Origin of the sequence: Salipaludibacillus agaradhaerens (genome assembly GCF_002019735.1) — a bacterium.
Lineage (GTDB): Bacteria > Bacillota > Bacilli > Bacillales > Salisediminibacteriaceae > Salipaludibacillus > Salipaludibacillus agaradhaerens.
In genome coordinates, this window is record NZ_KV917378.1 from 3,661,996 (window position 1) to 3,674,204 (window position 12,209).

11 protein-coding genes and 1 riboswitch are annotated in these 12,209 nt (G+C 39.4%); all 11 genes read left to right on the forward strand.

Translation table 11 applies throughout. The annotated features are described in order from the left end of the window. The first annotated feature begins 160 nt into the window (after nt 1–160). Complete coding sequence (locus tag BK581_RS16750; protein ID WP_078579244.1) at nt 161–2,548, forward strand: 3-hydroxyacyl-CoA dehydrogenase/enoyl-CoA hydratase family protein; 2,388 nt, start codon at nt 161–163, stop codon at nt 2,546–2,548. 26 nt (nt 2,549–2,574) lie between these two features. Next, a complete protein-coding gene (locus tag BK581_RS16755) occupies nt 2,575–3,756 on the forward strand; it encodes an acetyl-CoA C-acetyltransferase (protein ID WP_078579245.1) in 1,182 nt (393 codons plus the stop codon). 60 nt (nt 3,757–3,816) lie between these two features. Next, on the forward strand, nt 3,817–5,598 hold the full coding sequence (locus BK581_RS16760) for an acyl-CoA dehydrogenase family protein (protein WP_078579246.1): 1,782 nt from the start codon (nt 3,817–3,819) through the stop codon (nt 5,596–5,598). 318 nt (nt 5,599–5,916) lie between these two features. After that, the gene (locus tag BK581_RS16765) at nt 5,917–6,276 is read left to right on the forward strand and encodes an arsenate reductase family protein (protein WP_078579247.1); all 360 of its coding nucleotides are present in this window, start codon (nt 5,917–5,919) and stop codon (nt 6,274–6,276) included. A 137-nt stretch (nt 6,277–6,413) separates the two neighbouring features. Continuing rightward, nucleotides 6,414–6,797 (forward strand): glycine cleavage system protein GcvH, encoded by a 384-nt coding sequence (gene gcvH, locus BK581_RS16770; protein ID WP_078579248.1) that lies wholly within the window; start codon nt 6,414–6,416, stop codon nt 6,795–6,797. 171 nt (nt 6,798–6,968) lie between these two features. Then, a complete protein-coding gene (locus tag BK581_RS16775) occupies nt 6,969–7,271 on the forward strand; it encodes a DUF2553 family protein (RefSeq protein WP_169837767.1) in 303 nt (100 codons plus the stop codon). A gap of 123 nt (nt 7,272–7,394) precedes the next feature. Then, the gene (locus BK581_RS16780; RefSeq protein WP_078579250.1) at nt 7,395–7,739 is read left to right on the forward strand and encodes an SCP2 sterol-binding domain-containing protein; all 345 of its coding nucleotides are present in this window, start codon (nt 7,395–7,397) and stop codon (nt 7,737–7,739) included. 155 nt (nt 7,740–7,894) lie between these two features. Next, nucleotides 7,895–8,003, forward strand: a riboswitch (SAM riboswitch). A 165-nt stretch (nt 8,004–8,168) separates the two neighbouring features. Then, complete coding sequence (locus BK581_RS16785; protein ID WP_078579251.1) at nt 8,169–9,194, forward strand: methionine ABC transporter ATP-binding protein; 1,026 nt, start codon at nt 8,169–8,171, stop codon at nt 9,192–9,194. After that, nucleotides 9,187–9,876, forward strand: a complete 690-nt coding sequence (locus BK581_RS16790) for a methionine ABC transporter permease (RefSeq protein WP_078579252.1) — start codon at nt 9,187–9,189, stop codon at nt 9,874–9,876. Before BK581_RS16785 ends, BK581_RS16790 begins: the two co-directional genes overlap by 8 nt. A 29-nt stretch (nt 9,877–9,905) precedes the next feature. Beyond that, the gene (locus tag BK581_RS16795; RefSeq protein WP_078579253.1) at nt 9,906–10,793 is read left to right on the forward strand and encodes a MetQ/NlpA family ABC transporter substrate-binding protein; all 888 of its coding nucleotides are present in this window, start codon (nt 9,906–9,908) and stop codon (nt 10,791–10,793) included. Nucleotides 10,794–11,707: 914 nt separating this feature from the next. Further along, the gene (locus BK581_RS16805) at nt 11,708–12,076 is read left to right on the forward strand and encodes a carboxymuconolactone decarboxylase family protein (RefSeq protein WP_078579255.1); all 369 of its coding nucleotides are present in this window, start codon (nt 11,708–11,710) and stop codon (nt 12,074–12,076) included. The last annotated feature ends 133 nt before the right edge of the window (nt 12,077–12,209 follow it).

Genomic DNA, 12,209 nt, shown 5'->3' on the forward strand with positions numbered 1-12,209 from the left:
AAAAATAAACTTTTCTGTTAATATGGTTGCGCGAAAGCTAAAAATTTAATATAGTAATACATGAAGAGCCACTAAAAAATTTCAATTTGAAAACGTTACTTTTTTTTAGAACGAAAAATGAATGAGTATTCATTCAAAGTATAATTAAAGGAGGTTCTTTATGTCACGAACTATTAAAAAAGTCGCTGTATTGGGATCAGGAATCATGGGATCAGCTATTGCTGCTCATTTAGCCAATATTGGCATACCATCATTATTACTTGATATTTTGCCAAAAGAGCTATCTGAGCATGAACAGAAACAGGGCTTGACACTTAATGACAAACCGGTTAGAAATCGGTTAGCCGCTATGTCCATTCAACAGTTGAAAAAACAAAAGCCTGCACCATTAGCTAAACGCAGTAACGTAGATTTAATTGAAGCTGGAAACATGGCTGATGACATGCCACGCCTTTCAGAAGTTGACTGGGTTATTGAAGTCGTCACTGAAAACCTTGAAGTAAAAAAAGAGGTGTTCGCAACAGTTGATAAATACAGGAGAAAAGGGACAGTGGTCAGTTCAAATACGTCAGGAATTTCGATCGAAGCCATGGCAGAAGAACGATCAGACGATTTTAAACATCACTTTTTAGGCACACATTTCTTTAATCCTCCAAGGTATTTGAAGCTACTTGAATTAATTCGTACAAAAGATACGTCAGATGAAATCTTTGAATATATGAAACAATTCGCAGAAAACACCTTAGGGAAAGGGGTTGTGGAAGCGAAGGATACGCCTAACTTTATTGCTAATAGGATTGGTACTTATGGGCTGTTAGTGACAGTACGAGAGATGGAAGCCCGTGGTTACAGTGTTGGAGAAGTTGACTCTGTCACAGGGCCTGCTCTTGGCCGACCTAAGAGTGCTACGTTTAGAACCTTGGATGTGGTAGGGCTAGATACATTCCTGCATGTGGCGAAAAATGTCTATGATCAGGTAGAAGGCAAGGAAAAGGACATATTTGATCCACCTGCATTCATGAAAGATATGGCACATAAAAAAATGCTTGGGAGTAAAACAGGACAAGGATTTTATTATAAGGAAAAAAGTGAAACAGGCAGTGCTATTCTAGAACTAAATTATAAAAAAATGACATATGAGCCAAGACAAAAATTATCTGCACCCTCTGTGGAAAAGAGTAAACAGGCTAAAGGCACATCCGCTAAAATGAAAGCGCTTGTATATGCTGATGATCGGGCTGGAGAACTCGTTTGGAGCGTACTAAAACCAACACTCCTTTATGCAGCTGAAAAATATGGTGAAGTGGCTGAGTCACTATATGATATTGATCAAGCGATGAAATGGGGTTTTGGCTGGGATTTAGGACCGTTTGAGACATGGGATGCTATAGGGGTTGAAGAATCTGTTAATCGAATGAAAGAAGAAGGAGAAACAGTGCCTTCATGGATTGAGGCGATGCTTGAAAAAGGATTCACTCACTTTTATCAAGATAAACATGCTTACTACCATCAAGGAGAGTACAAAGAAATAAAGTTTAATTCAAAAGTCATTCACCTCGCTACTCTTAAGGACAATGACCGTGTCATTATGAAAAATACCGGTGCTGCTTTGATTGATATAGGTGATGATGTAGCGTGTCTTGAATTTACTTCAAAAAATAATTCAATTGGCCTTGATGTTTTACAAATGATTAATAAATCAATTGATGAAGTAGAGAAGAATTATCAAGGGCTCGTCATTAATAATCAAGGTAAAAACTTTTGTGTCGGTGCCAACCTTATGATGATTTTAATGGAAGCGCAAGACATGAACTTTTCAGAAATAGACCTCGTTGTGCGTCATTTCCAAAAAGCGATGACAGCCATTCGCTACTCGGCTAAACCCGTTGTGAGTGCTCCTTTTGCTATGACACTGGGCGGGGGAACGGAGATTTGTCTACCATCGGCACGTATTCAGGCTTCAATGGAAACGTATATGGGGTTAGTAGAGACAGGTGTGGGGCTGATTCCAGGAGGTGGTGGTAATAAAGAACTTTACCTCAGACAAATTGATCGATTGCCGCAAGGAGCAAACATTGACTATCAAGCGATTGCAAATAACGTCTTTGAGACGATCGCAATGGCAAAGGTGAGTACCAGTGCGCAGGAAGCTGCTGAATATGGGTTTATTAGGCCACAGGATGGTATCAGTATTAATAGCGATCATCTTTTACATGATGCTAAAGAAAGTGTCCGCCATTTGGCCGCTCAAGGGTATCGCCCACCAACACGTAAGAAAATAAGAGTCGTTGGAGAACCAGGCTATGCCACAATGCTTCTTGGAGCAAAATCGATGAAATTCAGTGGGCTTTTATCAGACCACGATATGAAAATTGCAGAAAAGTTAGCTTTCGTTATTGCTGGCGGTCGTGTACCGAAAGGCACTGAAGTGGATGAAGACTATCTATTAGATATAGAACGAGAAGCATTTTTAAGTTTAACTGGAGAGCCAAAGACACAACAACGAATGCAACATATGCTGACGAAAGGGAAGCCGTTACGCAATTAAATTGATTTGTGAAGGAGGGGAAGCATTTGAAAGATGCAGTGATTGTAACAGGTGCAAGAACACCTGTAGGGAAAGCGAAAAAAGGAAGTTTCGCCGCAGTTAGGCCAGATGACCTCGCGGCTATTACCATAAGGGAAACGTTAAAGCGGGCCAATGATTTTTCACCAGAAAGAATCGATGATGTGATAGTTGGGTGTGCGATGCCAGAGGCAGAACAAGGAATGAATATGGCCCGTTTTGCATCCGTACTTGCCGGTCTCCCTGAACAAGTGCCAGCCATCACGATTAATCGTTATTGTTCATCCGGTTTACAAAGTATTGCATACGCAGCAGAAAGAATTATGCTTGGCCACGCGGAAGCCATTATTGCTGGGGGAGCAGAATCTATGAGTCTTATTCCCATGGGAGGGCATGTGATTGCGCCTAATCTAAGACTCGTTGAAAACGCTCCTGAATATTACATGGGAATGGGGCATACAGCAGAAGAGGTGGCTAAACGCTTTAACATTAGTCGCGATGACCAAGATGCATTTGCAGTAGAAAGTCATAAGCGTGCGGCTAAAGCTCGTGAAGAAGGGAAATTTTCTGATGAAATCGTCCCAGTTCCTGTTACGTTAAGAGCTGTGGATGATAAGAACACATTAAGTGAAAAAGAAGTGATTATTCAAGAAGATGAAGGGATTCGTGAACAAACAACGGTGGAAGCATTAGCAGCATTAAAACCAGCCTTTCTACCAAAGGGAGGAACTGTGACAGCAGGAAATGCTTCACAAATGAGTGATGGTGCGGCGTCGGTTCTCGTCATGGATCATGAGACAGCGATGGCGGAAGGCTTGGCGCCTATAGCGAAGTTTCGCTCATTTGCTGTAGCAGGTGTAGCGCCAGATATTATGGGGATAGGACCAGTAGAAGCTATTCCAAAAGCCGTCAAATTAGCAGGACTTAAGCTCTCGGACATAGGATTATTTGAGCTTAATGAGGCATTTGCTTCCCAGTCTCTACAAGTGATAAGAGAATTAAAACTTGATTATGACAGAGTGAATGTCAATGGCGGGGCAATTGCTCTTGGGCACCCACTCGGTTGTACGGGCACAAAATTGACATTAACCCTTTTGCACGAAATGAAACGAAGACAAGAACAATTTGGTGTTGTAACGATGTGTATTGGAGGCGGAATGGGAGCTGCTGGCGTGTTTGAGCTACTATAGTTCCGGGACCAACCTTTGTATTATAACCATTCAACTTAAATGATTCGAGGAGGAATGACGATGGAAACGGCAGATAAAACGTTAAAAGGCGGTAGTTTTCTGTTAGATGATACGTCCGCAGATCACATTTTTACACCAGAGGACTTTACTGATGAACATCTCATGATTGCAAAAACAACAGAAGATTTTGTTAAAGAGAAAGTCGTGCCGGAAGTCGAATTTATCGAAAATCATGAATTTGACCGATCTGTCAGGCTGTTAAAGGAAGCAGGAGAACTGGGGCTCCTTGGAGCGGATGTTCCTGAGCAATATGGCGGTATTGGGCTTGATAAAATAAGTTCAACGCTCATTACCGAAAAATTCGCTATTGCAGGGGCTTTTTCATTAACGCATGGGGCACATGTGGGAATTGGAACTCTTCCCATTGTGTTTTTCGGCACAGAAACACAAAAGAAAACGTATCTACCAGGGTTAGCTACAGGAGAGGCGATCGCTGCTTATGCGTTAACTGAACCGAGCTCCGGCTCTGATGCTTTAAGTGCAAAAACAACAGCCGTTTTAAATGAGGCAGGAACGCATTACGTGTTAAACGGAGAAAAACAATGGATTACAAATGCCGGATTTGCTGAGATTTTTATCGTTTATGCCAAAGTAGACGGAGAACATTTTACCGCATTTATTGTTGAAAAAGACTATGAAGGCGTATCGACAGGAACAGAAGAAAAGAAGATGGGGATTAAAGGGTCTTCCACGAGAACATTAATTCTTAACGAGGCACTTGTGCCGAAGGAGAATGTATTAGGTGAAATAGGAAAAGGCCATGTCATTGCCTTTAATATTCTTAATATTGGGCGTTATAAATTAGGTGTTGGTTGTGTAGGAAGTGCGAAAAGAGCAATTGAAGTATCGGCAGCTTATGCTAATGAACGTAAGCAATTCAAAGTACCGATCGCTAAGTTTACACTCATTCAAAAGAAGCTGGCAGAAATGGCAGCGAAGACGTATGCAGCTGAGAGTACGATTTATCGAACGGGTGGACTCATAGATGCTGCCTTTGCCCAGTTGTCTGAAGAAGACCAACAAGACGGAGCAAAAGTGGGTAAAGCGATAAGTGATTATGCAATAGAATGTTCCTTAAATAAATTCTTCTGTTCTGAAGTTCTTGATTTTGTAGTGGATGAAGCTGTTCAAATACATGGAGGCTACGGATTTATGGCTGAATATGAAGTAGAGTCTATGTATCGAAATTCACGAATTAATCGAATATTTGAAGGAACAAACGAAATTAATCGTATGTTAGTGCCGGCAACCCTTATGCGTAAAGCGATGAAAGGGGAACTTGCTTTACTTGAAAAAGCAAGAGGTTTACAGGAAGAGCTCATGATGATGATGCCAGAAGAGGTGGGAGATGAACCACTAGAGCAAGAGAAATATTTACTAGCAAATGCTAAGAAAATCGCTTTAATGATAGCGGGGACTGCTGCTCAAACATATGGTGATAAGTTACAAAAGGAACAAGAACTTCTAAGTAATGTGGCAGATCTTGTTAATGAAGTTTTTAATATAGAATCATGTATTCTTAGAACTGAAAAAGGGATTGAAAGCAAAGGATTAGAGAAATCTAATCAAAAGCTACTTATGACACAAATTTATACACAGGAAGCTTTCAACCATATTGAAGCCATTGCTAAAGAATCTCTTGTCGCTTTAGAAGAGGGCGATAACTTACGGACCATGTTATCTATCTTGAAAAAATTAACAAGGCATACGCCGATTAATATAATTGAGAAAAAGCGGACTTTAGCTGCAAAAATCTTAGAGCAAGAAAAATATGTCGTTTAAATCTTGTTATCTTTTTTTGGGACACTCCCCTGTCCCAAATTAAAATATCCTTCTTTCAGATTAGAAGGCATACTTCTCTCTTATGGCGAGGCCTTGTTACGTAAGGCCTCGCTTACATATTTTAAATGAGAACATAATTGGCTTTTACTGAAACACTAGAGAATTATCATATGCAGGCATCTTGCGTGATATTACTCACAAAATAAGATAGAATAAATTTAAATACGGTGTTTACAGACAAAAATAACCAGTTTTCTGCTTTGAATGCATGGACATGCAAACTGTAAACATAAGTTATGCAAAAAAAGGAGGTCACTTATGAGCATCACATTTTATCATTACCCTAAGTGTGGGACATGCCGTAAAGCGAAGGCGTGGTTAGATAACGAGGATATTACCTACAATGCCATCCATATTGTAGAAAGTCCTCCTTCTAAAGATGAATTACAGGAAATGTATGAAAAAAGTGGGCTAGAACTGAAAAAGTTTTTTAACACAAGTGGTAAAAAATACCGTGAGCTTGGTTTGAAAGACAAAGTAAAAACAGCTTCTGACGATGAATTGTTAGATATTCTCGCTTCAGATGGTATGCTGATTAAGCGTCCACTCACAACAGATGGAGAGCGAGTGACAGTTGGCTTTAACGAAGAGACTTTTACACAAACGTGGAAAAAATAATGACGTTTTTATCAACATTGTTGCTCCCCTTTCTGTAAATATATTATAGTAGGGTGGAGACAGATGAAAGCTGTGTGATACATACTAAGATGTCAACATCTTAGCAGTTACTTTAAATGATACTCGGAGGGATAAACATGGATTTGCCAAAAGAATTAAAGTATTCAGAAGAACATGAATGGGTGAAAGAAGAAGGCGGGAAAGTAAGAATTGGGATTACGGACTTTGCACAATCAGAGCTAGGTGATATTGTATTTGTTGAATTACCAGAAGTTGGCGACGAATTAGAAGCAGACGAGCCCTTTGGTAGTGTTGAATCAGTCAAAACAGTATCAGAGCTTTATGCTCCAATCAGTGGTAAAGTAGTGGAAGTAAACGAAGAGCTTGATGATTCTCCTGAATTTGTAAACGAATCTCCATATGAAAAAGCTTGGATGGTTGTTGTGGAGCCATCTGATAAATCGGAAATAGATAATCTGATGGATGCAGAAGCTTACGAAGAAATGACGAAAGAAGATTAAAAGTATGAACGCCCAGTGCTTATTAAAGGCATAAGGGCGTTTTTTATTTTTCTGTGTTGAAGAATGAAGATGGTTTCCATCCGACATAGTGTTTCCTGTAACTCCCGCGCCCTCTCGTGAATAACAATCTCAAAAATTAACATGATAAGGTGTGGAAGGAGGCGTTTTAATATGACGAATCATAATGAAGATAATATCGGTGAAGGACAATTATCGCAGGATACAATCATGGGTCAAGATGAATTGGTCGATATTTCATCTGATATAGAAAAGAAACCAGAAGAAGATGGGGAAACAGCACTATTTTATCAAACTGAAAAAATTGGCAAAGTAAAACAAAGTGGCCATAGTTATAACTATGAAATGGCAGATGGCTTTGAATTCAAGAATGAGAAATTTTATAAACATACTCAAAATAAGAAAAAGGAGTATCCTCAGTCATATGTTGAGGGGTGTGATATGGGGTGGTGTTAATAGTCGTTTAGCTCAAAAGTTTCATTCTGCCTGATAAGCGATTTTAGCAGGAATTTATCAATTCACGTCGAATATTAGTGATATATAGAATGTATAGGGACTATTATCTAAGGACGTGAAAAGATGGAAACTTTGCTGTATTCAGCTATAAATGATATGAGTCAACAGGAGCAAGCGTCACAACTACTAAAAAAATATGATATTAAAGTGAAACTAACATGTGAAGGGCGTGTGTGGTACTTAGATTTTCAACAAAGTGCTGTCAACGTTATACAAGCGGTGGAAGAGCATGAAGTAGCCGTTTTTATTAGTGGTGATGAGGAAGTTATTACACATCTTTTAAAAGGAGAAGACTTTTTATTGGCAATGTCGAAAAGGGGAGACCTAATAGCAGATGGTGCATTAAAATATTTACTTTGGCTTGAGGCCCTTTTTTACCTCTACTACCCAAAAAATCACATTAATTGATTGCCTCCCCTTTATATCTTATACCTTGGCATGCTCTCTTCCTTCTTTTATATACCCCCTCCTTGGCAGTCTCATCCAACTAAAAAAACATATTGACAACATTATGAGCACATGATAATATTCAGATCAGACTTTAAAATTAATATGAAATTATCTTCTTATCAAGAGTGGCGGAGGGACTGGCCCTGTGAAGCCCGGCAACCACCAGAATTAATTCTGGAAGGTGCCAATTCCACAAAGTGTAATTGCTTTGAAAGATGAGAGGAAGGCTTTTCAGTTATGATAAAACCTTTCTGCTTATCTTTTTGCAAGCAGGGAGGTTTTTTATATGGTGAAAAGTCATACTTAATATAAGCCTAGACTGACTTGCTGTCATTTCAAATAGTGAGAATTGACATGTCTGTGTAAAGGAAGAAAGAGAGGATAGACATGATTTCGTTACAAAAAATAGCTAAAACGTTTCAAACGAAAGACGGTGACGTAACCGCTGTTGACCACGTTGATTTAACTGTCGATGAAGGCGAAATTTTCGGAATTATCGGTTATAGCGGAGCTGGTAAAAGTACATTAATTCGTTTACTAAATATGCTTGAAACGCCTTCCTCAGGTGATATAACGGTAGCAGGTAAAAACATGACGACCCTTACTAAAAAAGAACTCCGAAAAGCTCGTCAAGAAATCGGTATGATTTTCCAACACTTTAATCTTCTTTGGTCACGTACTGTGGAAGAAAACATTGCGTTTCCATTGGAAATAAAAGGTGTTTCGAAAGGCGAGAAGAAAAAGCGCGTGCAAGAGCTCATTACGCTCGTTGGGCTTGAAGGGCGAGGGGGGTCCTATCCTGCTCAACTGAGTGGCGGACAAAAACAAAGAGTTGGAATAGCAAGAGCGTTAGCTACTAACCCAAAGGTCTTGCTATGTGATGAAGCGACCTCGGCTTTAGACCCAAAAACGACGGACTCTATTTTAGATCTGTTAGTAGACATTAATAAAAAATTAAGCTTAACGATCATACTTATTACGCATGAAATGCACGTTATCCGAAAAATTTGTCATCGCGTGGCCGTCATGGAAAACGGTCAAATTGTTGAAGAAGGACCGGTTCTTGATGTATTTAGGAGCCCGAAGGAAGACATGACAAAAGAATTTGTTAAGCAAGTGACGGAGCCTGAAGAAACAGAGGAAGCAATAGCACATCTGTTTAAAGATGACGGCATCGGACACGTCTTACAGCTTACATTTGTAGGAAGTGATGCTAAACGCTCGCTTATTACGGATGTCGTGAGGCGTTTTGATATCTCTATCAGCATTTTACAAGGGAAGATCTCACAGACGAGAGACGGATCGTACGGGTCATTGTTTGTGAATGTGACTGGCGAAAAGACTGTGATTGAAGAAGCGATCACCTACATTAAAGAGCAAAAAGTAGACGTGGAGGTGATCCACTATGTTTGAGAATTTCTATAATGAAGAAGAAGGATTATTTCCAAACGTTAATTGGGATAATATGTGGGTAGCAACTGAAGAAACACTTTATATGACTGCTATAGCACTTATTTTTACATTTATATTTGGTGTGTTGTTAGGGTTATTATTGTTCTTGACTGAGAGAGGTCAAATTTGGCAAAACAAAGTGATTAACTTTATTACAGCATTATTTGTGAATGTCTTTCGATCAATTCCTTTTATCATCTTAATTGTACTCCTTATTCCATTTACAAGATCTTTAGTGGGGACAATGCTCGGCCCCTCTGCAGCTTTACCAGCACTCATTATTGGTGCGGCACCATTTTATGCAAGAATGGTGCAAATTGGCCTTCGAGAGATTGATAAAGGTGTTGTAGAAGCGTCGAAAGCGATGGGAGCAAGTAACAGCCAAATTGTCTTAAAAGTCTTGTTACCTGAATCAATGCCAGCGATTGTATCAGGAATTACAGTGACAGCGATTGCTCTCGTCAGTTATACAGCAATGGCTGGCGTGATCGGTGCTGGTGGATTAGGTGATTTAGCTTTTCGGGATGGTTTCCAACGAAACAACCCAGATATTACGTTTGTAGCCACAGTGATTGTTTTAATAATCGTCTTTTTACTTCAAATGTTAGGTGATTATTTAACAAATAAATTAGATAAGCGATAAGCTCAAAAAACTTAGGGGGTAAGAACATTATGAAAAAATTGCTTAAAACATTAACAGCGGTAACGTTAACAGTTGGTGTCCTAGCTGCTTGCGGACAAGAAGAGGAAAATAACACAACGGAGATTGGCAACAACACAGGTAATAATAATGAAGCAACCAACTCTGAAGCTACTGAGGAAGAGGAACCATTAGTCATTGGAGCTTCTAACATTCCTCATGCTGAAATTCTAGAATTTGCTGAAGATCTTCTTGAAGAGGAAGGCGTTGAGCTGGAAATTGTCACATTTAATGACTATATTTTACCTAACCAAGCTTTAGACGAAGGTGAACTAGATGCAAACTACTTCCAGCACGTTCCATACCTTGAGAGTCAAATTGAAGAGCACGGCTATGATTTCGTTAATGTAGGCGGTATCCATATTGAACCGATTGGTTTGTATTCTCAAGATTATGATAGTGTAGAAGCATTACCTGAAGGCGCAGAAATTATTATGAGTGACAGTGTAGCCGATCACGGGCGTATTTTATCCATGCTTGAGAATGAGGGCCTTATTACTCTAGCAGAAGGCGTTGGTATTAATGCGACGATCGATGACATTGAAGAGAATCCAAATAACTTTGAATTCCTTGCAAATGTAGAAGCAGCACTGCTGCCAACCGCTTACGAAAATGGCGAAGGTGACGCTATTCTTATTAACTCAAACTATGCACTAGATGCGGGACTTAACCCTCTTGAAGATGCTATTCTCACTGAAACAGCAGACGGAGATAACCCATATGCTAACGTGATTGCTGTTAACAGTGGTGATGAAAACGATGAGCGTATTTTAACATTAGTAGAAGTGCTTCGTTCTGAGGAAGTAAGTGATTTTATCCTTGAAACATATGACAATGCAGTCGTTCCAGTAGCTGAATAATGGTTCGATCATTTAGAAAGCAATATCCGTATTTTACGGGTATTGCTTTTTTATTTGCGCACATGGACAAACTCTATCAAATTTTGTGAGTGAGTGGCGTTGATTGTCTCTTTTAGCGCCACTCAAAGCCCATTTTCTGAGTGAGTGTCGCTGATTCATTCTTTTCGCGCCACTCAAAGTTTTATTTGTGAGTGAGTGTCGTTGATTCATTGTTTTCACGCCACTCAAAGTCTTATTTCTGAGTGAGTGTCGTTGTTTCAATCTTTTCGCGCCACTCAAAGCCCATTTTCTGAGTGAGTGTCGCTGATTCATTGTTTTCACGCCACTCAAAGTCTTATTTGTGAGTGAGTGTCGTTGATTCATCCTTTTTACGCCACTCACACTCCGTTGATATTCTTGCACAAATAAGATCAATGTTTAAAAATGATCGCCGACGCTCCCCTTATTCCCATAAATAAAGTAATTCTGAGCTTGCCACCGGCGATCAAAAATACAAAAACAAAAATTACATACTGGTATGGCTCTAAGGAATCCTTTTTCTTAAAAAAATCCGCTGAAGCTATTTCGAAAATCCTTCCTTCTACACAGGTAAAGGTTTTTCAAGGCTTCGATCATGGTGAACTCTGCATTGGCAATCCGGAGCTTTACATCCAGAAATCACTTGCTTTTTTTAAAGAAGAGGCAAAGATAAACAACCCCTAATGCCCTTGTCTAAAGGGTATGCAGATTTTTACTCAATGGCCATCAAATGGTGCATTAGTCGTGGTGTTTTTATTTCCCCTTAACAAAATTTTCACTGAGCAATATCACCGTTCACGTTGACAACATAGATGAAGGAACTGAATTTAACTAACACATAGGAGACGTTTTTTCGGAGAAGCTAACGATATAACTTACGAAGGAGTGAACGATTTATGGAAAATGAGTACAATTCTTCAATTGAAGCAGCTTTACATCATTATAAAGAAGGAATGGGCTATTTTTCAGAGCAAATGCCAGATATTGCACATAAATATCATACATTTACTGAAGCTTGTTTTGCTGAAGGGGTATTATCTCAAAAAGAGAAACAGCTGATAGCATTGGGAATTAGTATCAATGCTCAAGATGAGTATTGTATTATTTATCATGTGAAAGGTTGCCTAGACCAAGGGGCCAGTCGAGAGGAAATATTAGAAACGGTAGCTGTAACAGGTGCATTTGGTGGAGGGGCAGCTTTGAGCCAAGGAGTCACTTTAGTTGAAGAAGCCATTCAAGAGTTGTCAGGTGACATGTTCTCATAGTCTGTAACAGATGATTGAAATGTAGAGTAAATTCACGGATGAAGTAGAGATTATAACGCAAATGACGGTGAGATTTCTTGACACTGTCACAAGAACAATTGTCAGAAAATTTAACATTATTTACGAGTTGGGG

Coding starts and splice junctions, on each gene's coding strand:
- BK581_RS16805 (WP_078579255.1), top strand. CDS start 11,708: ATGGAAAATGAGTACAATTCTTCAATTGAAGCAGCTTTACATCATTAT.
- BK581_RS16775 (WP_169837767.1), top strand. CDS start 6,969: ATGACGAATCATAATGAAGATAATATCGGTGAAGGACAATTATCGCAG.
- BK581_RS16785 (WP_078579251.1), top strand. CDS start 8,169: ATGATTTCGTTACAAAAAATAGCTAAAACGTTTCAAACGAAAGACGGT.
- gcvH (WP_078579248.1), top strand. CDS start 6,414: ATGGATTTGCCAAAAGAATTAAAGTATTCAGAAGAACATGAATGGGTG.
- BK581_RS16790 (WP_078579252.1), top strand. CDS start 9,187: ATGTTTGAGAATTTCTATAATGAAGAAGAAGGATTATTTCCAAACGTT.
- BK581_RS16795 (WP_078579253.1), top strand. CDS start 9,906: ATGAAAAAATTGCTTAAAACATTAACAGCGGTAACGTTAACAGTTGGT.
- BK581_RS16780 (WP_078579250.1), top strand. CDS start 7,395: ATGGAAACTTTGCTGTATTCAGCTATAAATGATATGAGTCAACAGGAG.
- BK581_RS16765 (WP_078579247.1), top strand. CDS start 5,917: ATGAGCATCACATTTTATCATTACCCTAAGTGTGGGACATGCCGTAAA.
- BK581_RS16760 (WP_078579246.1), top strand. CDS start 3,817: ATGGAAACGGCAGATAAAACGTTAAAAGGCGGTAGTTTTCTGTTAGAT.
- BK581_RS16750 (WP_078579244.1), top strand. CDS start 161: ATGTCACGAACTATTAAAAAAGTCGCTGTATTGGGATCAGGAATCATG.